The organism is Streptomyces sp. NPDC044704, assembly GCF_056433525.1.
The window spans coordinates 242,786-264,557 of record NZ_JBWKGY010000005.1 but is presented as its reverse complement, the minus strand read 5'-3'; the positions used below and the strand labels follow the sequence as shown (position 1 = coordinate 264,557).

The window sequence follows — 21,772 nt, the reverse complement described above, 5'->3', positions numbered from 1 at the left end:
TCCCGGCGCGCCGGGTGACGCTCACCACACACCGGAAGAACGAATTCCAGCCACCTGAGAGTACAATCGCCAGCGATCCGTGGAGTCGGACAGTTCCCTGCGAATTGTGTCACCGATGTGACGGGTCTGCTGCAACGCCTCAACCTGGTCCGGCGCATTGAAGAACAGTACGAATTGATACCCGCCGGCCGCAGAAGAAGCGTAGACATGCTGCAGGTGTTCGCCGAGCCCGTTCCGCGCCAGAATTTCTCGGACGCGCTGGAAAGTGCCGCGCAGGGCACTCCCGTCACCCTCCAGTTTCAACAGGGTTGCATACATGGAATCATCTCGTGTTCTCGCGGGTGGGTGAAGGACGGGTGGAATGACTGAATCTCTGTACACCAAGGGGAGTTCGGACTCGTCGCTCGCGTGCCTGGGCATCGGCGGACGGGCCGAGACGGTGTACCGGGCCATGATCAAGAACCATCAGTGGGGGATCGCCGAGCTGGCCTGCGAACTGCGCGTCCCCGAGGAGGAGGTCCGCGCCGGCCTCGACGAACTCGCCGCCTCCGCACTGGTGCGCCCCTCCTGGGAGGAGCCGGGAGCCATCGTCCCGGTCAAGCCCAGCCTCGCCCTCGCCGGACTGATTTCCGCCCAGCAGAAGGAAATCCTGGAACGCCAGCAGAGGCTTGAGGAAGGCCGCGCCGCGATGGCCGACCTCGTGGCCGAATTCGAGCGGGGACAAACCGGCGCCAGCGGCGGGAACATCGAGTACCTGCGCGGCATGGATTCCGTACGCGGATACCTGGAGGAAATCTCCGAGGAAGCCCGCTCCGAGGTGCTCGCCCTCATTCCCAAAGCCTCGCTGACCACCGACAGCATGACGGCCAGCAAAGCCCTGGACGAGAAACTCGCCCAGCGCGGCGTGGACATCCGGACGGTGTACCTCGACAGCGTCCGGAACCACCCCGCCACCCGCCGCTACGCGGCCTGGCTCAATTCCTGCGGCGGTGAGGTCCGTACCCATCCCGTCCTGCCGATGCGCATCATCCTGGTCGACCAGAAGGCCGCCGTCCTCCCCATCGATCCGCAGAACTCCGGCACGGGCGCGCTCGTCGTCCGCGAGCCGAGCGTCGTCGTCGCGCTGCTGACCCTGTTCGCGAAGATCTGGGAGGCGGCCCGCCCGCTGGGCACCGCCGAACAGCCCGACAGCCTCGGGCTCAGTCCCCAGGAGCGGGAACTGCTGCGGCTGCTCGCCTCCGGGATGACCGACGAGGCCGCCGGCAAGCAGCTGGCCATCTCCGTCCGCAGCGTCCGGCGCCTGATGTCCGACATCATGGCCCGCCTCGACGCCCGCAGCCGGTTCGAGGCGGGCGTCCGCGCCACCGAGCGGGGCTGGATCTGAGCGGCGGCCCTCACCGCTGCGCGATCCGTGCCACCGCCGGCCGGGCCAGCGTCAGGTAGTCGGACACCGCCAGCTCCACGGACATGTCCAGCCGCCCGGTGTTGAAGTAGAGCGCCGGGTGCCCGGTCAGTTCCTCGTCGACCAGCACCTCCAGCTCGGCCGCGGCCGCGCCCAGCGCGAACGGGGCGATGGACCCGCTGACGCAGCCGGTCAGCCGCTCCGCGACCTCCCGTACGGCGAACGACGCCTCCGTGCCGCCCATCAGGTCGGCGACGGCGGCGAGGTCCACCCGCCGGTCGCCCGGCACCACGGCGAGGACGTAGCGGCGCCGCCGCTTGCCGTAGGCGACGCGCAGCACGATGGACTTGGCGGCCTGCGCCAGCGGATGTCCGCGCAGCAGGCTCGCCGCGTCCGTACGGCCCTCCGGGGCGTGCGCGATGAACCGGTGCCGCGCCCCCGAGGCCCGGAACAGCGCCGCCAGCATCGGGTGCACGTCCAGGGCGCCCGCCGGGGCGGCGGCCCGCAGGACCGCCCCCTCGGACAGCGGCCGGGCCCGGAGCCCGAGCGCCGTCACCGCGCGCTCCGGCCCAGGACCGTCGCGGCGGAGGCCCGGGCCAGCGACAGGGCGTCGCCCAGCTTCTCGGCGTGCCGGCCTCCGGCGCTGGCGAGCGCGCCCTTGCCGCCCGCGCCGCCGCCGATGACGGCGGCCGCCTCGGCGAGCACCTCACGGGCCTCGATGCCCTGTTCGCGCAGCCGGCTTCCCACGGCCGAGGCCAGCAGGGCCTTGCCCTCGTGCGGGGTGCCGAGGACGACGACCCCGACCCCTGAGGCCAGGCGTACGGCGACGGTGGAGGCCAGCTGCCGCAGCTCCTGCGCGTCGACCCCGTCCACCCGGGTCGCGACCAGCATGCCGCCCGGCATGGCCTCGGCCTTCTCGGCGAGACCGGCGGCGATCGCCGACAGCTCGGCGCTGCGCATCCGCTCCACGTCGGCCTGGGCGTTGGCCAGCAGGTCGAGCCGCTTGCGCAGGGCCTCCACCGCGTCCTCGGGGCGGGCGCCCAGCAGCCCCGACAGCTCGCGCAGCAGGGCGCGTTCGCGGTCGGCGGAGAGCAGCGCCTCGTGTCCCGTCCAGGCCTCGATGCGGCGCAGGTTGGCGCCGACCGAGGACTCGCCCGCGATGCGCAGGGCGCCGACCTGGGAGCCGTGCGCCACGTGCGTGCCGCCGCACAGCTCGCGCGAGAAGTTGCCGATGTCGACGATGCGCACCGTCTCCTCGTACTTCTCCCCGAACAGGGCCAGCGCACCGGCCTGTTCGGCTTCCGCCCGGTCCGCGTACCAGACCCGCACCTCCGGGTCGGCCAGGAGCCGCTCGTTGACCCGGGCCTCCAGCTCGCCGAGCTGGCCCGCCGAGAGCGCGGAGAAGTGCACGAAGTCGAAGCGCAGGCGGCCGTCGTCGACGAGCGAGCCGTGCTGCGCGGCGTGGTTGCCGAGGAGCTCGCGCACCACCGCGTGCAGGACGTGCGTGGCGGAGTGCGAGCGGGCCACGGCGGCTCGCCGCCGGGCGTCGACGACGGCCTCGGCGGTGTCGCCCGTACGGATCTCGCCCGCGGTGACCCGGGCCGTGTGGACGTGGAAGCCGGGCAGTCCGCGCCGGGTGTCGGTGATCTCCAGGACGGCGCCGTCCGCGGTGTGCAGCAGGCCGGTGTCGCCGACCTGGCCGCCGCCCTCGGCGTAGAACGGGGTCGCGGCCAGGACCAGTTCGACCTGCCGACCGGCGCCCGCCGCCGCCACCGGGGTGCCCTCGTCGAGCAGGGCGAGGACGGTGCTCTCGGCGGTCAGGCGCTCGTAGCCGAGGAAGTCGGTGCGGCCGTGCCGGGCCACGAGGTCGCGGTAGGCGTCCTGGCGGCGCAGGGCGGCGGCCGTCTTCGCCTTGCCGCCGCTCTTGGCGCGCTGCTGCTGGGCGGCGAGGAGCGCGGCGAAACGGTCCTCGTCGACCTCCAGGCCCGCGTCGTGCGCGGTCTCCAGGGTCAGTTCGACGGGGAAGCCGAAGGTGTCGTGGAGTTCGAAGGCGGTCTCCCCCGACAGGGTGCCGGACCGCTGGTCCTTGGCACGCCGCACGGCCGCGTCCAGCAGCTTGGCGCCCTGGCGCAGGGTCCGGCCGAAGGACTCCTCCTCGGAGTGCACGATCTGCTCGATCAGACCCGCGTGCTCGGTCAGTTCGGGCCAGGCGGTGCCGAGGTTGGCGATGACGCTGCCGGTCACGGCGGGCAGCAGCGGGCCCTCGATGCCGAGCAGCCGGCCGTGCCGCACGGCGCGGCGCATCAGCCGGCGCAGGATGTAGCCGCGGCCCTCGTTGGAGGGCAGGACCCCGTCCGCGATGAGGAAGGCCATGGCGCGGGCGTGCTCGGTGACCACCTGGAAGGAGACCTTCTCGGCGCCGCTGCCCGGGTAGCCGCGGCCCGCCAGTTCCTGCACCGTGGCCAGGGTCGGGGCCAGCAGGTCGGTCTGGCAGACGTTCTCGACGTCCTGGAGGATCACCGCGAGCCGCTCCAGGCCCATGCCGGTGTCGATGCCCTTCATCGGCAGCTCGCCGAGGATCGGGTAGTCGGTCTTGCCCTCGCCCTCACCCCGGCCGAACTGCATGAAGACCAGGTTCCAGATCTCCATGTAGCGCTCGTCGTTGACGGCCGGGCCGCCCTCGGGGCCGAAGGCGGGGCCGCGGTCGTAGTACAGCTCCGAGTTGGGGCCGCAGGGTCCGGGCACGCCCATCGACCAGAAGTTGTCCTCCTTGCCGAGCCGCTGGATCCGCGACGCGGGGATGCCGACCTGCTCCCAGACGCGGATCGACTCGTCGTCGTCGAGGTAGACGGTCGCCCACAGCTTCTCGGGGTCGAGTCCGAAGCCCTTGGTGACCAGCTCGTACGCGTACGCGATGGTGTCGGACTTGAAGTAGTCGCCGAAGGAGAAGTTGCCGAGCATCTCGAAGAACGTGCCGTGCCGGGCGGTCCGGCCGACGTTCTCGATGTCGGAGGTGCGGGCGCACTTCTGGACCGAGACGGCGCGCGGGAACGGCGCCGGGGTCTCCCCCAGGTAGTAGGGCTTGAACTGGTTCATGCCCGCGTTGGCCAGGAGCAGCGTCGGATCGTCGGGGACGAGCGGACTGGAGCGGACGAGCTCGTGGCCGCGGCCGGTGAAGAAGTCGAGGAAGGTGGAACGGATCTGCTGGGAGTGCACGGGATCACCTCGGTACGGAACTGCGGATGCGAAGGGGACGGACGGGGCGGGCGGGTCAGACCAGGCAGGGGATCGCGGACACGGAGGTGACCCCGAAGGCGGGCTCGCGCACCAGGGCCGGAGTGCCGCCGCGCAGACCCGGGTGGCGTTCGTCGAGGGCCCGGAACATCGCCTCGACCTCCATCCGGGCCAGGGCCGCGCCGAGGCAGAAGTGGCCGCCGCGGCCGAAGGCGACGTGCCGTCCGCCGGTCCGCCGGACGTCGAAGCGGTCGGGGTCCTCGAACACCTCGGGGTCCCGGTCGGCGGCGGCGAGGACCAGGACCACCCGCTGCCCCTTGGCGATCCGGTGCCCGGCGTACTCGAAGTCCCGCAGGGCGGTGCGCGGGGCGAAGTGGAACGGCGAGGAGTAGCGCAGGGCCTCCTCCACGGCGGCCGCGTACGGGACCTCGCCCGTGCGCAGCGCCCGGTGCTGCCCGGGGTCGGCGAGGAGGGCGGCCATGCCCACGGCGACGGCGGTGGCGACCGGTTCGGCGCCGCCGGTGAGCAGCTGCGCGAAGAGGGCCGTGACCTCCCGGTCGTCGAGGGAGCCGTCCGCGTACAGCCCGCCGAGGAGGGCGGCCATCGGTCCGGAGCCGCGCGGCAGGACCGTGCCCGTGACGTAGGCGGTGAGCTCGCGGACCGCCCGGCCCGCGGCCAGCGCCGTCTCCTTCTCCAGGACGGGCATGCTGAGGTAGCCGATGAGGGCGTCCGACCAGCGCAGTACGTCGGCCCGTTCGGCGTCGTCGATGCCGAGGAAGGCGCAGATGGCGGTGAGCGCGTACGGGCGCGCCACCTGTTGGAACAGATCGCCCTCGCCGGGTCGCAGGGCGGCGGCGGCCGCCTCGGCGGCGGCCCGGACGGTCTCGGTGAAGGGCGCGAGGCTGCGCGGGGTGAACGCCCGCTGGAGGGCCTTGCGGGCCTTGAGCTGGTAGGGCGGGTCGGCGAAGACCAGCCACTTGCCGAGGAACTCCTCGACGGGGGCGAAGGCGGCCCGCATGTCCTCGGTCATCGAGGCGAGCATCTCCGTCTTGTCGCGGGCCCCGAGGGCGCTCTCCATCAGCAGCGCCTCGACGTCCGCGTGCCGGGTGACGTACCAGCTGCGGGTCGGCGGGTTCCAGTGGACGGGCTCGTGGGCGCGCAGCCGGGCGAAGAAGGCCGCCGGGTCGAGGGCCACCTCGGCGGAGAGGATTTCCTCGGCGTCGAAGGCGGGTACGGCGGCGGCGGGTACGGCGGCGGGGGCCGGCGCCGCGGTGGTCGTGGTCATCTAGGGCACCTCCTGAGCGGGTGTGTCGAGCCCGGCGAGTTCGTGGGCGGTCCGGCCGAGTACGTCGCCCAGTGCGCGCAGCGCGCCGCCGTCGAGGACGTCCGGATCGGCGGTGAGGTCGAGGTAGAGCCGGCCGTCGGCGTGGCCGGGGTCGACGGTCTCCGCGGTGAGGTCGAAGGGGCTGGTCCGCGCGGTGAGGCGGGCGGGGGCGAAGACGGCGCCGTCCAGGTCGAGCGTGCGCGAGGCGCAGCGCGGCCAGTCGGAGAAGACGGTGCGGAGCAGGGGGCCGGGAGCGGCGGGGCCGCAGGCACGGATCTCCTCGTAGCCGAGGCGCTGGTGGCGCAGGGCGAACGCGGCGGAGCCGAGTACGGAGCGGAAGTCCGCCACGGCGTCGGCGCCGTCGGTCCGGACGCGTACGGGGACCAGGTCCGCGAGGGGGCCGATCACCGCCCATCGGCCGGGTTCGTGGCGGGCGGGCACCGGCAGGCCGACGCAGAGGTCCCGCTGCCCGGTGAAGCGGGCCAGCGCCAGCCCGTACACCGCGAGCAGGGCCAGAGCGGGCGTCACGGTGGCGTCGCCGGCCCGGGCCAGGAGCCCGTCGAGGACCGGCCGCGCCAGCGACAGCCGCAGCTGCGCGGGCCCGGACGGCGCCGCACCGGCGGCCGCGACGGGCGGGGCCTGCGGTACGGCCCCGGCGAGCTGGACGGCCCAGGCGGCGCGCAGGGCGTCCGCCCCGTCGGGGTCCGGCGCGGCGGCCGGGAGGGTGCCCGGCAGGCCGTCCGGTACGGGGGCCGGGAGCGGCCCCGCCTCCGGGCCGGCCCCGTACAGGCGCTCCAGTTCGGCCTCCAGGAGCGGCAGCGAGGGCCCGTCGACGGCGGAGCGGTGCACCTGTACGACGAGCAGCGCGCCCTGCGTCCAGCGGTACAGCTCCGCCCGCAGCAGCGGCCCGTCGCCGAGGTCGAAGGGACGTCCCGACCGGGACTCGGCGGCGGCCAGCGCCCGGCCGACGGCGTCCCAGCCCTCGCCGGGGGTGGCGTGCACGGTGACGCCCTGCGGCGGCCGGGGCCCGCGCAGCGCGGGGTGCCGGGCGGCGAGGGCGGTGAGGGCGGCGGCGAGCCGGTCCGGGTCGGTCCGGTCGGCGCCGCCGGTCGCGAGGTAGGCGAGCGTGACGGCGTCGGCGGGTTCCGCGCCCTTGAACCACCGCAGTTCGGAGGGGAGTTGGCGGGAGGACAGCATGACGACTCCTCTGGTCGACTCGTGGGTGGGCCGCTCAGGCACGGACGGCCTCCTGACCCGCTTCGGCGGCGCGCGAGGCGGACCCGTCGGGCGCGCCGGACGCGCCGGACCCGGCGGTTCCAGCGGACCCGGCAGCACCGTCGGCACCGTCGGCACCGGCGGCACCGGCGGATTCGCCCGCCCGGGCCCCGGTCACGGCCGTCGCGGCCCGCCCGAGCAGGCCGGTCGACGCCAGCAGCGCCACCGGGACCAGCGCGCACAGCACCGCCAGGCCGGCGACGAAGCCCGCGCCCGCGCCACCGGCCACCAGGACTCCGGCGGCCAGCGGCCCCGTCACGAAGCCCACCGAAGTGGCGGACCCGTAAGCGGCGTTGAAGCGCCCGCGCAGTTCCGGCGCGGCCAGCGAGTTCACCAGCGAGGGCATCCCGGCCGCGTACAGGGTCTCGGCGACGGCGAACAGCACCATCCCCGCGATCAGCACGGCGAGCTGCGGGCCCCGGCCGTCCACGGCGAGCGCGCACAGGACGAGCACCCAGTTCGCGGCCCAGGCCGCACCGGCCAGGGCCACGGTCCGGGTGTGCCTCCAGCGCTTGATCAGCTCGTGCAGCACCAGCTGCGCCCCGATGACGCCCGCCGTGTTCACGGCGAAGAGCACCGCGAGGCCGCCCGAGTCCACGTCGGTGCTGGTCAGCACGAAGGCGGGCAGGCCCGCCTCCAGCTGCCCGTACGAGGCGAAGTACAGGGCCGTGCCCAGCCCCATGACCAGCAGGAACGGGCCGTTCGCGAACACCTGCCGGTAGCCGGCGCCCTTGGCGCCGTCCTGCCCCGGTGCCGGCTTCGGCGGTTCGGCCGCGTCCAGCCCGCGCAGCAGGAACATCGCGACGGCGATCCCGAGGTAGCTGAGCGCGTCCGCCCCGTACAGCAGACGGAACGACATCGGGTGCGCGACGGTCGCGAGCGCCCCGCCCAGCAGGCCGCCGATGCCCATGGCCGCGTTGGCCAGGGTGAAGCTGGAGCCGAAGACCACCGGGTGGGACTCCGGCGGCACCGACCCGGCGAGCAGCGTGTTCCACGCCGAGGAACCCCCGAGGCCGAGCCCCCACACCAGCGCGGCGAGGAGGAACTGCCAGGCCTCGGAGGCGACGGCGTACCCGGCCACGCCGACGGCGCTGAGCAGCATGTGCGCGGCGGCCGCGCGCCGGGCGCCGATGCGGTCGGCGAGCCGGCCCGCGTGCAGCCCGCCCAGGATGACGGCGACGGAGGTGACCGACACCGCGTGCATGGCGGTGGCCAGGCCCAGTCCGTTGATCTGGTGGATGTAGACGACGAGGAACGGCAGGACGAGGCCCGAGCCGATGTTGTTGACGGCGCCCAGCGCGAGCAGGGTCCTGGCGGGACGCGGCAGGGCGCGCAGATCCTTCATCAGGGACACGTCGGACCCTCCTTCTCCGTGGTGGAAGCGGGTACCGGCGCGACCACCGGCCCGGGCACGCGCACGACGGGAAGGCGCCCCTCGTGCGCCTCCACGCGCGCGGCCGCGCCCAGCGGGACGGTGAGCATCGGGTCGGTGTGCCCGAAGGGCAGGTCCAGCACGATCGGTACGTCGCCCGGGAACGCGTCGAGCAGGATCCGGTGCAGCGCCTCGGTGTGCTCCGGGCCGTACGGGCCTCCCGGGGTGCGCCCGACGAGCACGGCGGCGGCCCGCTCGGCGATGCCGAGGTGGCGCAGCTGCGTCAGGCTGCGCTGGAACGCCGGTACGGCCGCCCCGTCCGCGGTGCCCTCCAGGCACAGCACGGTCGGCGCGTCCGGGGGGCGCAGCCAGCGGGTCCCGGCGAGGAAGCCGAGGGTGGGCACGTTGCCGCCGAACAGGACGCCCTCGGCGGTGCCCGGGCGCAGGACGTACGGGCTGCCCGGGTGGCGGGGCCGCTCCTCCTGGTCGGCGCTCGCCCAGTCCCCGTGGGGCTGGGTCCACCAGTCCGGCAGCGGCCAGCCCCCGCCGGCGCCGCCCCGGAGGGTGTCGCGCAGGTGCCCGGTGGTCTCCGCGTAGGGGCGCGGCCATTCGCCGAACTGGGGCAGCAGGGCGGGGCCGTAGAAGACGGTGGTGCCGGTGAGGGCCTGGCAGCCGAGGAGCAGGGCCGTGTTGTCGCTGTAGCCGACCAGGATCTTCGGGGGCAGCCCGGTGAGCTCGTCGAGGTGTTCGAGGAGGTCGTTGGAGTTGTTGCCGCCGATGGTCGTGAACACCGCGCCGACCTCGGGGTCCGCGTACAGGTCGAGGAGCGCGCGGGCCCGTTCGCGGCCGGTGCCGGCGATCTGGCCGGCGTACCGGCCCTCGGGGGCGAACCGCACCGTGCAGTCCAGCTCCCGCTCCAGCGCGGCGAAGGCGCGCAGGGTGCGCCGGGGGAACCGGCCGGCGGCGTAGGCGCTGGTGGCGGCCACTCCCACGACGGCGCCGGGCGCGAGCGCGGGCGGGGCGGTGGTGACGGGCAGCCCGCGGCCGGCGCTCATGCCGTGCCGAACAGGTAGCGCAGGGCGTTGCCCGCGAGGAGGGCCCGCTCGTCGGCGCCGCTCAGGCCGAGGGAGCCGAGGATGCGCCGTACGGCCTCGGAGGTTCCGGCGCCGAGGACGCGCCCGTCGTCCCAGGGCTGGAGGTGCCACGGGGTGTCGAGGGAGAACATCAGGCGGGGGCCGCAGTCCGCGATCAGGGCGGCGAGCCGGGCGTCGGAATCGACGGGACCGGGGTCGCCGACGGTCCGCTCGCAGACCGCTTCCCACGGGCCGAGGTCGGCGTACACGCCGGGCTGCTCCAGGACCTCCGTGAGCCCGGGGTTGTTGAACCCGAGGTGGGCGAGGCTGATCCGGGCGCCGGCCCGCACGGCGGCGGGGACGGCGTCGGCGCGGATCTCGGCGAGGTCGCCGAGGCGGCCCTCGGGCGAGCAGTGCAGGACGGTCGGCACGTCCCAGCGGGCGGCGAGGTCGAGGTAGCCGCGCGCGACGTACTCGGCGATCGGGGTCTCGGCGGCCGGCGGGTGCCACTTGAGGGCGAACACCTCGCCGAGGCGGCCCTCGTAGTCGGCGGCGAAGGCGTCGGCGTCGCGGAAGGGGTCGGCCATGAGGGCGGTCATCGGCAGCCCCGCGGCCGGCGGGTTGTCCTTGCGGAAACGGGCGCAGTCGTCGAGGAGTTCCAGGTTCCGGTGCCGGATGACGCGGCTGCAGGTGTCGGGGTCGACCTGGGTGCCCTCCGGCTTGAACCGCCGGTAGTAGGGCATCGGCAGGACGAGCGCGCCGACGGCCGAGGGCGGCTCCGGCAGCAGGTCCCGGCCGAGCGTGGTGAGCAGCTCCATCAGCTCCGTGACGGACTGCCGGTAGGTGTGCTGGGACTCCTCGCTGTGGAAGATGAGTTCGGCGCCGGTGTGCTCGTGCGCACTGACCAGCGCAAAACCGCCCGCGAGACCGCCCGTGCCCCCGGCCGCGGCGGTGAGCTGCGCCCGCACCCGCTCCCGTACGTCCTCCCCGATGACGGGCGCGGGGCCCCGCGCCGCCTGCGGCAGCGGCAGGTCTCCGGGGATGAGCCCGTACACGACGTGGTCCACGCGGCCGGAGTGCGTGGTGCCGGCCCCGCGCAGCACGCCCTCGCGGGTGAAGCCGGCCTTGAGCGCGACGCGCTGGGAGGCGGTGTTCCCGGTGGCGGCGAGCAGGGTGATCCGGCGGACCGGGGTCGAGGTCAGGGCCCAGGCGGCCACGGCGCCGACGGCTTCGGGCGCGAAGCCGCGGCCGCGTGCGGCGGGCACGGTCCAGTAGCCGATCTCGCAGGTCAGTTCGGTCCAGTTGGTGGACTTGAGGCCGAAGCAGCCGACGAGTTCGCCGGTCTGCGCGTCCTCGGCGGCGAACTGGATGCCGTCGCCCCCGGCCAGGGAGGCCGGGGCGCCCTCGGTGCACCACCAGCGGGCGTGCGCCTCGGTGTAGGGGCTCGGCAGGGGCAGCCACCGCTGGGTCGTCGGGTCGTCGCAGGCGGCCCGGACGGCGGGCACGTCCCGCTCGGCGAAGGGGCGCAGCACGAGCCGCGCGGTGGTGAGGGTCTCCTCGGTGAAGCGGTTCATCTCTCCGTCTCCTGCGGTCACTTCTCGCCGCGGAACTTGCGTCCCAGCAGCACCGACGAGCCGGTCGGGCGGGCGCAGTGCGCGCAGGGGCGGGCGGGTGCGGCGTCGGGGTCGTGGACGACGCCGTTCTCGCCGGTGGGCCGGCCGATCACGTCGAGGACGTCCTGGCCGAGGGCCGCGCGGGCGCAGTCGTCGGCGTGGCACAGCGGGACGCGGGCCGCGCCCGGCAGGCCGTCGAGGTCCGTCCGCGCCGGGAACGCGTCGAGGTCGGTGATCCGGTCCCGGTGCCCGGCGGCCCGGGTCAGCGCGAGCCGCTCCCCGAGGGCCTTGAGCCGTACACCGGCCAGCGCGGGCAGTCCGTCGGGCCGGACGGCCTCCCCTTGCCCGGCGTCCTCCCCGAGCAGGAGTTCCCCGCCCCGCTCGGGCCCTTCCACCGTGAGGTAGAGAGGGGCCCCGTGCGTCCGCGCCCGCGCGGCCCGGGCCCGGTAGCCGCGGTGGTCGTCGAAGACCTCGGCGCGGATCCCGCCGGCCACGAGCCGCGCGGCGAGTTCCGCGGCCCGTTCGGCGCCCTCGGTCACGGCGGGTACGACGGCCACCTGGACGGGGGCGATCGCGGGGTGGTGCACCGGCTTGTCCGGGTCGGTGTGCGCGTGGACGAGCAGGGCCAGTACGAGGCGGGCCGAGAAGCCGAAGTTGAGCATGGACAGCGGGACCCCGTCGGCGTCGCGCACGCCGAAGGTCTCGCTGAAGCGGGTGCCGAGCTCGTAGACGGAGGTCAGCGTGGTGGAGGTGCCGTCGGGCAGCAGGGTGACCAGCTCGTGCCGCCGGTCGGCGTACGCTCCCGTCGCGCCGGGCTCCTTGAGCCGTTCGACGGCGACGGTGGGGAGCCCGAGGGCGGCGGCGACCCCGCCGGGTCCGTGCAGCATGAAGGCCGTGTCCGCCGAGCCGTCACCCGTGTAGGCGGCCTGCGCCTCGAAGAAGGGCCAGACGAACCGTTCCATCCACAGCGGGCGCATGCCGTGGCCCTCGTGCCGGCCGACGGTGCGCACCGAGGTGACCCGGAACGGCGCCTGCCGGCCCTCGCGGAGCCAGGCGGCCATGACGGTGGAGATCTGCGCCTCGATGGTGGAGGCGAGCGCGACGGGTTCGGTGCCGTCGTCGGGGCCGCGCAGCAGGTAGACCCGGTCGAGGAAGCTCTTGATGGAGCCGGCCTGGCGCTCCAGGGAGGCGAGCGGAACGGCGGAGGGCAGGCCGAGTTCGCCGTAGCCGCCGGAGGCGAAGAAGGTGCGGAAGGCGTCGACGACGTTCGAGCAGAGCGCGTAGCCGTGGGGGAGCCACCCGCTCGCCCCGGACACCGGGTACTTGGCGTTGATGATGTGGGAGCGCTGCAGTGCGGCGGCGTCCCCGGCCCAGGTGGCGGTCACCGCGCGTCCTCCGTCCCGCGCAGCAGCGCGTACTGGCTGATGTGGAAGAAGGAGACGGCCAGCGGCTGGAGCCGGTTGTCCGTGTCCATGTAGCAGGCGCCGTAGCGCTTGGCGGCCTCGGCGGGCAGGTCCTGCACCGAGGCGGTCACGCGGCCCTCGTGCCGCCAGACCAGCGCGTCCTCGCCCTCCAGTGCCCAGGGTTCGACGGCGGGCCGGGCGGGGACGCCCAGCTCCTGGAGGATCTCGTCGACGACCGGGGCGAGTTCGGTCCGCCGCTCCTGCGGCTGGGCCAGCAGCCCGTCCGCGCACACCAGGTCCTCGGCGTCGGGTCCGGCGTCCGCGACCGGGGCGACGGCGGGGCCGCCCGTCCAGTAGCCGACCGGCAGTTCCCGCCAGCTGAAGCGCTGCTTGGCGACGAGCGGGAGCCCGCGCAGGCAGAGTCCGGCGGTCGGGTACCAGCCCTTGGGGCGCTCGGAGTCGTGCGTGGTCAGCGCGGTGCGGCGCAGTCCGGGCCGGAGCAGGGCCGCCACGGGGGACACCAGCACCGGGGGAACGAGGACCGGCAGGTGGGTCCGGCGTACGGACACCTCGCCCAGCAGGCGTTCGACGAGCCGCTGCGACTCCCGCAGCCGCTCCAGCGCCGCGCCGCTCAGGATGTAGTGGCCTGCGGGGCCGTACTCGCGCCGGACCAGCGCGGTCTCGGCCGCCGCCTCGGGGGCGCCGGTGTGCAAGGGCATGGTGTGTCCAGTGGGTCGGGTGGTGCGGCAGGGCGGGGGGAGGCACCGTGAGCGCCTTCGGCGCGGCCTCGTCGGGGTGGCGGGGTGGTGACGGCTCGCCGGGCCCCGGTGTGCGGGGCCCGGCGATGAGCGTCACGGGGTCACGGTGACCCCGTTCAGGCGCGGCGCCAGCTGGAGCTCGCGGATGTCCTTCTGCTGCAGGACCCACATCAGCCAGCGCTCGATGCCGAGGCCGAAACCGGAGGTGTGCTGCGGACGGGCGTCCTTCATGCGGACGTACCAGTCGTAGTCCTCCTCGGGCACCTGGTGGTGGGCCAGGGCCTTGCGGGCCTGCTCGCCGTCGACGTGGCGCTCGCCGCAGCCGACGGTCTCGCCGATGCCGAACAGCAGGTCGCCGTTGAGGGCGGTCTTGCCCTCCGCGTCGCCGTACGCCTGGTAGAAGGGCACCGACAGGTGGTCGTAGTGCGTGACCCACAGGATCGGGCTGATCTCCTGCATCAGGCGGCGCTCGCCGTGCCGGGACAGGGTGCGCCAGCCGCCGTGGTCCTCCACCGCCTCCGGGTCGTCGCCCAGGTGGGCCACGGCCTCCTCGAAGGTGATGCGCGGGAAGGAGCCCAGGGCGGCCATCTGCTCCAGGTGCTCGGTCGTGCCGGCGATGGCGCGCACATCGTCCGCGTAGCGGTCGAGGACCGCCTTGGCGAGCGCGCGCATGTAGTCGTCGACCGCCGCGATGCAGGCGTCGAGCCCGCCGGGGAGCTCGGCCTCGCTGTGGAAGAACTGGTTGAGGTGGGTCTCGTCGCAGTCCTCGCCGCGGAAGCTCGGCATCAGGTACCAGCTGCCCGTGGGGCTCAGCCGGCAGCCGTACTCCAGCATGAACTGCATCGAGTCGGCGAGGAAGGTGCGCTGGCCGAACAGGTCGATCTCGACCGGCAGCGAGTCACTGCCCAGGCCCATCGGGCTGGAGATGCTGTTGGTGGTGATGGGCAGGTGGACGGACTTGACCCCGCGCTCGCTCCAGAAGACGGCCGTCTGCACGGTCACGAGGTCCTGGAGGTCGACCAGCGTGCGGTACAGCGGCTGGTCGACGATCTCCAGGAATCGGTCGGCGGACGGACGCCATCCACCGTGCGTGTACGTGGGCGTAGCCAATGTTTTCCCCTTTGGAAGTGGCGCGGTTCGCGCCCGAGGCAGAAGCAGGCCGGCGCCTGCGGGAGTCGAGATCTCACCGCGGCAATTCCCCCGGGCCTGCTGGGATTCGGTGGTTCCATCCTGTCCGTTCGGCGCCGCCGAATCAGCACTTTCCGCTGGCGCGAGCCTGCCTGGCATTCTCCTGCCCGGCGCTCCGCGGGGCCCCGCAACAAGGGCATGCATAAAGGCCGTTGCCCCCGGAGGATTCCGGGGGCAACGGCCTTCGTCATGCTTTCGCTATGCGTCTGTTTTCGGCAGGACCGAATGCATCCAGCCAAAGGTGTCCGGGCTCTGCCCGTACTGCACGGCGGCCAGGGCGTCGCGCAGACGCGTGGTGACCTCGCCCGGCAGCCCGTCCCCGATCACGGAGCGGCCCGCCGCGGTGGTCACGGCTCCGATCGGCACCACGGAAGCCGCCGTACCGCAGGCGAACGCCTCGCTGATCCGCCCGTCCCCGGAGGTCAGTTCGGCCAGCTCCACCTGGCGCTGCTCGGTACGGATCCCGAGGGAGGCGGCCAGTTCGATGAGGCTGCCGCGGGTGTTGCCCGCCAGGATCGTGCCGGAGAGCCCCGGGGTGACCAGCAGCGGAGCACCCGACGCGTCCCGGGTGACCCCGAAGAAGTTCATCGCGCCGAGCTCCTCGACGAAGCGGTGTTCCTGCGCGTCCAGCCACAGCACCTCGTGGCAGCCGTTGGCCAGCGCCTGGGCCTTCGCCGAGAGGCTCGCCGCGTAGTTGCCGGCGCACTTGGCCGCCCCGGTACCGCCGGGCGCCGCCCGGATCTGGTCCGGCGGACACCACACGTCGATGGCCTGGTAGCCGTCGGCGAAGAAGTAGTCGACCGGCGAGGCGATGACCGCGAACAGGTACTCCTGCGCGGGCCGCACCCCCAGGCTGGGCTCCACCGCGACCATGAAGGGCCGCAGGTACAGGCTCTGGCCGGGCCCCGTCGGCACCTCCGCCACGTCGGCCCGCACCACCATCTCGCACGCCTCGGTGAACAGCTCCACCGGCAGCTCCGGCATCGCCAGGCGGTGCGCGCTGCGGTTGAAGCGCTCCGCGTTGACGCCCGGCCGGAACAGCGCCGGCGGCCCGTCGGGACGCGGGTACGCCTTGAGCCCCTCGAAGATCGCCTGCCCGTAGTGCAGGGCCATGGCGGCGGGCGACAGTTCCAGCGGCCGGTGCGGCGCCAGCTCCGGCGCCGTCCACCCCTGCCCGGCGCTCCACCGTGCGAGCACCATGTGCGCGGTGAACCGCGCCCCGAAGCCCAGCTTCGCCGCGCCCGCCGCAGGGGCCTCGGCCAGTGCCGTCACGACGTACCGCCCATCTCGTACAGGGGCAGCAGCGCGGCCTCCAACTCTGCGGCCCGCGCCCGGAACTGCGCTTCGTCGTCCGCGCCGATGACCAGCAGCAGGCACCACACGGAGGGGTGCAGCTCGCCGATCCCGAAGCCGACCGACCGGGACCGGATGATGTCCAGGACGTAGGGGAAGGCCTTGATCTGCTCGTCGGTGGGGTCCTTCAGGATGGTCCCCGCCTCGGCCGGCGCCAGGTTGATCCAGCCGACGTACGGGTACGGCGGCTCCTGGAGCGCCAGCGGCTCGCGCCCGGCGCCCATGATGGCCTCGACCCACAGCTGCCGCAGGTCGGCGCCCAGCGGCCCGAAGCTCTCGGGGATCGCACCGCCCGCGAAGCGGGTAGCGATCTCGGAGAACCAGAGCCGGCCGTCGGCCCGGCGGAAGATCTCCAGGTGGGTGATGTCGTCGGTGATCCCGAAGGCGGCGTTGATCCGCTCGTGCAGCTCCTCGACCTCGGCGTACAGCGCGGCCTCGGCGTCGCGCGGCAGCAGCATCGAGCCGTTGTCGCGGCCCGGCGTCTCGACGAGCATGCGGGGCCGCAGGTAGCGGCTGACGCCCAGGATCTGCGCCCGGCCGTTCTCCCAGATCGCGTCGACGTGGTACTCGTCCCCGTCGATCGGCTCCTCCGCGAGGAGGAACTGGGCGACGGTCTCCTGACCGGCCCGGCGCAGGATCGCGGCGAGCTCCTCGGGGCCGGTGACCTTGGAGGTGTCCACCGAACCGAGGCCGGCGGCCGGCTTCACGATGACCGGGAAGCCGAGCTCCTCCTCGACGCGGCGCACCGAACCCTCGACGTCCGCCGTGGTCAGCGACACGTAGCGGGCGCAGGCGATCCCGGCCTGCGCGGCGCGCTCCTTCATGGCCCGCTTGTCCCGCATCAGGACGGACTTCTCGATGGCGGGCTGCTCCAGACCGAGCAGGGTGGCCAGGTAGGCGGCGCTGAACTGGCTGAACTCGGAGAGGCTGAGCACCCGGTCGATCTTGACCCCGGTGGACCGGATCTCCACGGCCAGCTGCGCCATCTCGTCGAGGGCGTCGAAGCTGCGGATCACGTAGTGCCGGTCCACCCGGGCGATCAGCCGCGGATCGATGGCCCGGTTGGCGGCCTCCCATTCGTCGAAGACCAGCGTCACGGAGGCCCCGCGGTCAAGCAGCGCTTCCAGGGTCACCCGGTCCCACCGGCACACCAAGACGTTCATTTCGCTCACACCCGGCCGTTCTGTCTGTTTGTGGGTCTCCAGGGGGGATTCATCAGTCCCAATTGAGGCTTTCCAAGGTGACGGTGACCGCCGGGGCGGCCGCGGTTTCCCCGGCGGCGTTCGCGGCGGTGGCGCCCAGCGCGACGACGGCGACAGCGGCGGAAAGGGCGGCAGCGGCTCGTACCAGAAACTTCATTTCGACTCCCCCGTGGAACTGGTTCTTTGGCGGCAGTGGCGTCTTCGGTCGAATTCCGCCCGCCGCACGAGAAATACTGCGCGGCGCCCGGCGCAGGTCCAAGGGAAATCCCTGGCAGGTTGCTGTCTGGCCGCCAGGTGCCTTGAGCCACCCCCGAGCCACTCCCCGTTCACCCTCGACCGCCGCCGCCCGGCGCCCGGCGCCCGGCCCCGGGCGGGGCACCCGCCGCTCCCCACCGGACCCGCGCACGCAGAGGGGAGCCCCACCGGAGCCCCGCCGCCCGCCCCGGCTACCCGGCCACGGGCAACGCAAAAAGGTCCCCTGACCGGCGTTTCCGCAGGTCAGGGGACCTTTCATCTGTGGAGCCTAGGAGATTCGAACTCCTGACATCTGCCTTGCAAAGGCAGCGCTCTACCAACTGAGCTAAGGCCCCGTACGGGGGTACGCGCCGCTCCCCCGGAAGGGAGTGGACGTTCCGCAGGACAGAGTACCCGGTGTACCCCCTCATCCCGCAAAATGATAGGGACTCCCGTCCCGCGACCACGCTCCGTAAGATGCTCGCGAGGTTCGCACCAGCGAAGGGGAGTAGTAAGAGTGGACGCAGTACAGCAAGAGGCCACGGCCAGAGCCAGGGAACTTCAGCGCAGTTGGTACGGGGAGCCGCTCGGCGCGCTGTTCCGACGGCTCATAGATGACCTCGGTCTCAACCAGGCCCGCCTCGCTGCCGTCCTCGGGCTGTCGGCGCCGATGCTGTCCCAGCTGATGAGCGGCCAGCGCGCCAAGATCGGCAACCCGGCCGTGGTCCAGCGGGTCCAGTCCCTCCAGGACCTCGCGGGCCAGGTGGCCGACGGAAGCGTCAGCGCGGCGGAGGCCACCGACCGGATGGACGAGATCAAGAACACCCAGGGCGGATCCGTCCTCAGCAACAGCGGCCAGACCGCGACCGGTTCGGGCGCGCCCACCGTCAAGCGCGTCGTCCGCGAGATCCAGTCGCTGCTGCGCTCGGTCTCCGCGGCGGGCGACATCATCGAGGCGGCGGACACCCTCGCCCCGAGCCATCCGGAACTGGCAGAGTTCCTCCGGGTGTACGGCGCGGGCCGCACCGCGGAGGCGGTGGCCCACTACGAGGCCCACCAGAACTGACGCACGAGGGTGACGGGGGACGGGCACAGCGATGGGTGAGGTCTTCGCCGGTCGGTACGAACTGATCGACCCGATCGGACGCGGCGGCGCGGGCGCCGTCTGGCGCGCGTGGGACCACCGGCGACGCCGCTACGTCGCCGCGAAGGTGCTCCTCCAGAGCGACGCCCACACCCTGCTGCGCTTCGTGCGCGAGCAGGCGCTGCGCATCGACCACCCGCACGTGCTGGCGCCCGCCAGCTGGGCGGCGGACGACGACAAGGTCCTGTTCACCATGGACCTCGTCGGCGGCGGGTCCCTCGCCCATGTGATCGGGGACTACGGCCCGTTGCCGCCCCGGTTCGTCTGCGCGCTGCTCGACCAGCTCCTGTCGGGGCTGGCGGCGGTGCACGCGGAGGGCGTCGTCCACCGCGACATCAAACCGGCCAACATCCTGATGGAGGCCACCGGAACCGGGCGGCCGCACCTGCGGCTGTCCGACTTCGGCATCTCGATGCGCAAGGGCGAGCCCCGGCTGACCGAGACGAACTACGTGGTCGGCACGCCGGGTTACTTCGCCCCGGAACAACTGATGGGCGAAGAGCCCGACTTCCCCGCCGACCTCTTCGCGGTCGGACTGGTCGCCCTGTACCTGCTGCAAGGCCGCAAGCCCGATTCCCAGGCCCTGGTGGAGCACTTCCTGGCCCACGGCACCCCGGACGCCCCCGAGGGCGTTCCCGCGCCGCTGTGGGACGTCGTCGCGAACCTCCTGCAACCCGACCCCCAGGCCCGCTTCCGGACCGCCACGGGCGCCCGCAAGGCCCTCGCCGAGGCCGTCGAGCTGCTGCCGGCGCCCGCCCCCGACCTGGATCCGGTGGAGGTGTTCGACCAACTCGGCCCGCTCCCCGCCGGTTTCGGACCCCAGGGCCCCCTGGCCCCCGCGGGCGCTCCCCGGGCCGAAGGCACCGGAGCCCCCGAAGGCCCCAGAAGCCCGCAGACCGCACCGGAAGCCCCCGCGACGCCCCCGACGCCCTTCCGGCCCCCGACGGGCCCCACGGCCGCCCAGAGCCCCGCCACGACCCCGGCCACGGCCCCGACCGCGGGCGCCCCGGCGGGCGAACCGACCCGGACCGACCCGCGCGGCACGCCCCCGCCCGCCGCCCCGGCGGGGTTCGGGCCGCCGCCCGCCTACGACCCGTCGGGAACGGGCAGCTTCCACCTGCCGCCCCCGGTCCCCGCGGGCCCGGTACCCGAACCGCTCACCGCCCCGCACCCGGTCGCCGCCCCGGCCCGCCCGGGCCGCATCGCCCCGCCGCCGGCGAAGGTCACCGCCGGGATCCTCACGGCGGCCCTGCTCTGCTTCGCCCTCGGCGTCTGGGCCCTGACCCAGGTCTAGTGCCGTGGCCGGAGGGACCCCCGGGCCTAGTGCCGTGACCGGAAAGGTCCACCGGGTCGCGACGCCCGGCACGGCACTAGCGGACCGCCCCGCCGCCCCTGCGGGCCAGCAGGATCCAGACCCCGAGCACGAGCAGCAGTACCGTCCCCGTCCCGAAGCCGGCTCCCGCCACGAGCCGCATCACCGAGCGGGATTCCTCCGCCCGGACGGCCTCCGGGGCGGTGAGCCCGTCCTTCGCGGCGGTCCGGTCGGCGGCGCCGACCCCGAACCCGGCCTCGGTGAGGCTCTCCGCGTACGCGGGCCCCTTGGCCGGGCTCCCGGTCACGTCCAGTCGCAGCGTCAGCGGCACCGGGGCCGCGTCCTCGGTGAACTCCGCGACCTTCCCGCCCAGGGTCACGGCGAGGTAGTACCAGCCGGCCAGCCGCACGGGCCGCTGCTCGGTGTCGTCGGAGAAACGGTTCTCGTACGCCACGGGCGCGGTCTTCGGCAGGGTGACGGCCGCCTGCTTGCCGTCGTACGAGGTGTCCTCGGACTCCACCAGGGCGCGGTAGGGCGTGTAGAGCGAGACGGTGAGGCCGTTGGAGGCGGAACCGTACTGCTTCGTCATCCTGGCCGCCGCGATCTCCGCGCCGATCCCGAGCTGCTGCCCCCAGTCCAGCGGTACCCGGTAGAAGCGCGTCTGCCCGGGCCTCAGGTCGTCGCGCCACACTCCGGAGTCCAGGGCCCGGGCGTCGTTGAAGCCGGTTCCGCCGGTACGGGCCACCGGGTCCGTGCCGGGCAGGGTCGGGGAGGCCGAGGGCCAGACGCTGGCGGCGGCGCTCGGCGCGCTCCCGGCGGCGGGCGCCGGTTCGCGCTGGAGCCGGATCTCGACCGGCCACGCGGCCTGGTCGGAGTCCTTCGCCGCGGTCCGGGTGAGCTTCGCGTAGTAGGTGCCTCCGGCCTGGCAGTCGGAGTCCGCCTCCAGCCGGCGGGAGCCGACCGCCGCGACGGGCACGGCGTCGTAGCCGAAGGAGACCTTGCCGGGGTTGTGGGGGCAGGCCTTGCCGGCGGCGGTCATGACCTCCACCTCCAGGCCGTCGCCGTAGCCGACCTTGGCCCCGGCGGGCGGGCGCAGCACCGCGGAGACGTACACGGTGGAGTTGGCGTCGAGGCCCAGCCGGTAGACGCGTTCGCCGGGGGCGAGGGTGTCCTCGTAGAACTGCCCGGCCGCCAGCAGCGGGGCGTCCGCCGTGGAGGGCTTGCCCTCGACCGGGCGGGCGCCGTCCGCCGTGCGGTACTCCGGCAGCGCCGCAGATCCGGGACCGGCCGCGTACGCGGCCCCCGGCAGCCAGGCCAGCAACCCGAGCACCGCCGCCCCGGCCAGCACCGTCCTCCGCACCCGCACCATCACGCCCACCCCGAGTTTGCTAACGCAAGCCAAATCTTCGCATACCGGAATAATTCTTCACAGAACAGCACGAAGCCCCGGCAGCAGCGGCAGCCGGGGCCTCATGAGATCAACCGTGGGTCTCACACACCGGAACCAGAGGGCACGGAGTCAGTTGCCTCCGTCCACAGGTCCTGCTCGGCGCGATCCGCCTGGATCTGGCGGTACACGAGGAGCCCGCCGATGGCGGCCAGTGCGACCAGGAGCAGCTTCTTCACCGCGCGACCTCGTCTTTCATTGACGTTGGGGACTTCTGGCGGCCAACAATACACACCGACCGATACCGATCGGTTACCTGGGAACCCCTCAACTGGCCCAACGACGAAGACCCCCAGGCCTTGGCCTGGGGGTCTTCGACACTGTGGGGCTAACAGGATTTGAACCTGTGGCCTCATCCTTATCAGGGATGCGCTCTAACCAACTGAGCTATAGCCCCATCCGCGCTGCGCGCTGACTCCTGAAGATTAGCGCACAGAG

Annotated in this window: 19 protein-coding genes and 2 tRNA genes; 3 read left to right on the top strand and 18 right to left on the bottom strand. The window is 73.6% G+C overall.

Annotated elements, in window-relative coordinates; genetic code table 11:
• Positions 1–21: 21 nt before the first annotated feature.
• Positions 22–318 (bottom strand): hypothetical protein, encoded by a 297-nt coding sequence (locus tag AC07B0_RS15060; RefSeq protein WP_478898310.1) that lies wholly within the window; start codon positions 316–318, stop codon positions 22–24.
• A 43-nt stretch (positions 319–361) separates the two neighbouring features.
• Here AC07B0_RS15060 and AC07B0_RS15055 point away from each other — a divergent pair, with 43 nt between their 5' ends.
• Positions 362–1,384 carry a helix-turn-helix transcriptional regulator gene (locus AC07B0_RS15055; RefSeq protein ID WP_469377188.1) on the top strand — a complete coding sequence of 341 codons (1,023 nt, stop codon included), beginning with the start codon at positions 362–364 and terminating at the stop codon, positions 1,382–1,384.
• Positions 1,385–1,394: 10 nt separating this feature from the next.
• Here the strand turns inward: AC07B0_RS15055 and AC07B0_RS15050 are convergent, their stop codons facing one another.
• The 14 genes from AC07B0_RS15050 to AC07B0_RS14985 all read right to left on the bottom strand — a co-directional run bounded on the left by AC07B0_RS15050 (position 1,395) and on the right by AC07B0_RS14985 (position 17,787).
• Entirely contained in the window at positions 1,395–1,958 is a 564-nt protein-coding gene (locus AC07B0_RS15050) for a YbaK/EbsC family protein (protein WP_356873295.1), read from the bottom strand.
• Complete coding sequence (gene alaS, locus AC07B0_RS15045) at positions 1,955–4,618, bottom strand: alanine--tRNA ligase (RefSeq protein ID WP_356873293.1); 2,664 nt, start codon at positions 4,616–4,618, stop codon at positions 1,955–1,957. Before alaS ends, AC07B0_RS15050 begins: the two co-directional genes overlap by 4 nt.
• 55 nt (positions 4,619–4,673) lie before the next feature.
• Positions 4,674–5,921 carry a cytochrome P450 gene (locus tag AC07B0_RS15040; protein WP_469377185.1) on the bottom strand — a complete coding sequence of 416 codons (1,248 nt, stop codon included), beginning with the start codon at positions 5,919–5,921 and terminating at the stop codon, positions 4,674–4,676.
• Positions 5,922–7,199 (bottom strand): condensation domain-containing protein, encoded by a 1,278-nt coding sequence (locus tag AC07B0_RS15035; RefSeq protein WP_478898308.1) that lies wholly within the window; start codon positions 7,197–7,199, stop codon positions 5,922–5,924.
• Positions 7,192–8,580 (bottom strand): MFS transporter, encoded by a 1,389-nt coding sequence (locus tag AC07B0_RS15030; protein ID WP_478898506.1) that lies wholly within the window; start codon positions 8,578–8,580, stop codon positions 7,192–7,194. The genes AC07B0_RS15035 and AC07B0_RS15030 overlap by 8 nt, the downstream gene beginning before the upstream one ends.
• The gene (locus tag AC07B0_RS15025) at positions 8,580–9,662 is read right to left on the bottom strand and encodes a S66 family peptidase (protein WP_478898306.1); all 1,083 of its coding nucleotides are present in this window, start codon (positions 9,660–9,662) and stop codon (positions 8,580–8,582) included. Before AC07B0_RS15025 ends, AC07B0_RS15030 begins: the two co-directional genes overlap by 1 nt.
• On the bottom strand, positions 9,659–11,254 hold the full coding sequence (locus AC07B0_RS15020; protein ID WP_478898304.1) for a GNAT family N-acetyltransferase: 1,596 nt from the start codon (positions 11,252–11,254) through the stop codon (positions 9,659–9,661). The genes AC07B0_RS15025 and AC07B0_RS15020 overlap by 4 nt, the downstream gene beginning before the upstream one ends.
• Before the next feature lie 17 nt (positions 11,255–11,271).
• The gene (locus tag AC07B0_RS15015) at positions 11,272–12,678 is read right to left on the bottom strand and encodes a His/Gly/Thr/Pro-type tRNA ligase C-terminal domain-containing protein (RefSeq protein ID WP_478898302.1); all 1,407 of its coding nucleotides are present in this window, start codon (positions 12,676–12,678) and stop codon (positions 11,272–11,274) included.
• A complete protein-coding gene (locus AC07B0_RS15010) occupies positions 12,675–13,415 on the bottom strand; it encodes a hypothetical protein (protein ID WP_356873281.1) in 741 nt (246 codons plus the stop codon). Before AC07B0_RS15010 ends, AC07B0_RS15015 begins: the two co-directional genes overlap by 4 nt.
• A 132-nt stretch (positions 13,416–13,547) precedes the next feature.
• Complete coding sequence (locus tag AC07B0_RS15005; protein WP_356873279.1) at positions 13,548–14,564, bottom strand: amino acid--tRNA ligase-related protein; 1,017 nt, start codon at positions 14,562–14,564, stop codon at positions 13,548–13,550.
• Between the two features lie 276 nt (positions 14,565–14,840).
• Positions 14,841–15,914 (bottom strand): branched-chain amino acid aminotransferase, encoded by a 1,074-nt coding sequence (locus AC07B0_RS15000; protein WP_356873277.1) that lies wholly within the window; start codon positions 15,912–15,914, stop codon positions 14,841–14,843.
• On the bottom strand, positions 15,911–17,158 hold the full coding sequence (locus tag AC07B0_RS14995; RefSeq protein ID WP_356873275.1) for an ATP-grasp domain-containing protein: 1,248 nt from the start codon (positions 17,156–17,158) through the stop codon (positions 15,911–15,913). The genes AC07B0_RS15000 and AC07B0_RS14995 overlap by 4 nt, the downstream gene beginning before the upstream one ends.
• Before the next feature lie 52 nt (positions 17,159–17,210).
• Entirely contained in the window at positions 17,211–17,456 is a 246-nt protein-coding gene (locus AC07B0_RS14990; protein ID WP_356873273.1) for a hypothetical protein, read from the bottom strand.
• A gap of 258 nt (positions 17,457–17,714) precedes the next feature.
• Positions 17,715–17,787, bottom strand: a tRNA-Ala gene (locus AC07B0_RS14985).
• 161 nt (positions 17,788–17,948) lie between these two features.
• Between AC07B0_RS14985 and AC07B0_RS14980 the strand changes: the two genes are divergently transcribed.
• Both AC07B0_RS14980 and AC07B0_RS14975 read left to right on the top strand, forming a co-directional pair.
• Positions 17,949–18,497, top strand: a complete 549-nt coding sequence (locus tag AC07B0_RS14980) for a helix-turn-helix domain-containing protein (protein ID WP_356873271.1) — start codon at positions 17,949–17,951, stop codon at positions 18,495–18,497.
• A 31-nt stretch (positions 18,498–18,528) separates the two neighbouring features.
• A complete protein-coding gene (locus AC07B0_RS14975; protein ID WP_478898300.1) occupies positions 18,529–19,869 on the top strand; it encodes a serine/threonine-protein kinase in 1,341 nt (446 codons plus the stop codon).
• A 76-nt stretch (positions 19,870–19,945) separates the two neighbouring features.
• On the opposite strand, the gene AC07B0_RS14970 is transcribed toward AC07B0_RS14975, so the two are convergent.
• The 3 genes from AC07B0_RS14970 to AC07B0_RS14960 all read right to left on the bottom strand — a co-directional run bounded on the left by AC07B0_RS14970 (position 19,946) and on the right by AC07B0_RS14960 (position 21,731).
• Positions 19,946–21,256: a hypothetical protein gene (locus AC07B0_RS14970; protein WP_469377328.1), complete on the bottom strand. Its 1,311-nt coding sequence runs from the start codon at positions 21,254–21,256 to the stop codon at positions 19,946–19,948.
• Positions 21,257–21,378: 122 nt separating this feature from the next.
• Positions 21,379–21,513: a DLW-39 family protein gene (locus AC07B0_RS14965; RefSeq protein WP_208809277.1), complete on the bottom strand. Its 135-nt coding sequence runs from the start codon at positions 21,511–21,513 to the stop codon at positions 21,379–21,381.
• A gap of 144 nt (positions 21,514–21,657) precedes the next feature.
• Positions 21,658–21,731 (bottom strand) — tRNA-Ile (locus AC07B0_RS14960).
• Positions 21,732–21,772: the final 41 nt, after the last annotated feature.

Excerpts from the sequence above, each read along its gene's own strand:
- AC07B0_RS15030 (WP_478898506.1), bottom strand. The coding sequence starts at position 8,580 with ATGAAGGATCTGCGCGCCCTGCCGCGTCCCGCCAGGACCCTGCTCGCG.
- AC07B0_RS15055 (WP_469377188.1), top strand. The coding sequence starts at position 362 with ATGACTGAATCTCTGTACACCAAGGGGAGTTCGGACTCGTCGCTCGCG.
- AC07B0_RS15025 (WP_478898306.1), bottom strand. The coding sequence starts at position 9,662 with ATGAGCGCCGGCCGCGGGCTGCCCGTCACCACCGCCCCGCCCGCGCTC.
- AC07B0_RS15040 (WP_469377185.1), bottom strand. The coding sequence starts at position 5,921 with ATGACCACGACCACCGCGGCGCCGGCCCCCGCCGCCGTACCCGCCGCC.
- AC07B0_RS14995 (WP_356873275.1), bottom strand. The coding sequence starts at position 17,158 with ATGAACGTCTTGGTGTGCCGGTGGGACCGGGTGACCCTGGAAGCGCTG.
- AC07B0_RS15060 (WP_478898310.1), bottom strand. The coding sequence starts at position 318 with ATGTATGCAACCCTGTTGAAACTGGAGGGTGACGGGAGTGCCCTGCGC.
- AC07B0_RS14975 (WP_478898300.1), top strand. The coding sequence starts at position 18,529 with ATGGGTGAGGTCTTCGCCGGTCGGTACGAACTGATCGACCCGATCGGA.
- AC07B0_RS15010 (WP_356873281.1), bottom strand. The coding sequence starts at position 13,415 with ATGCCCTTGCACACCGGCGCCCCCGAGGCGGCGGCCGAGACCGCGCTG.
- AC07B0_RS15020 (WP_478898304.1), bottom strand. The coding sequence starts at position 11,254 with ATGAACCGCTTCACCGAGGAGACCCTCACCACCGCGCGGCTCGTGCTG.
- AC07B0_RS14970 (WP_469377328.1), bottom strand. The coding sequence starts at position 21,256 with ATGGTGCGGGTGCGGAGGACGGTGCTGGCCGGGGCGGCGGTGCTCGGG.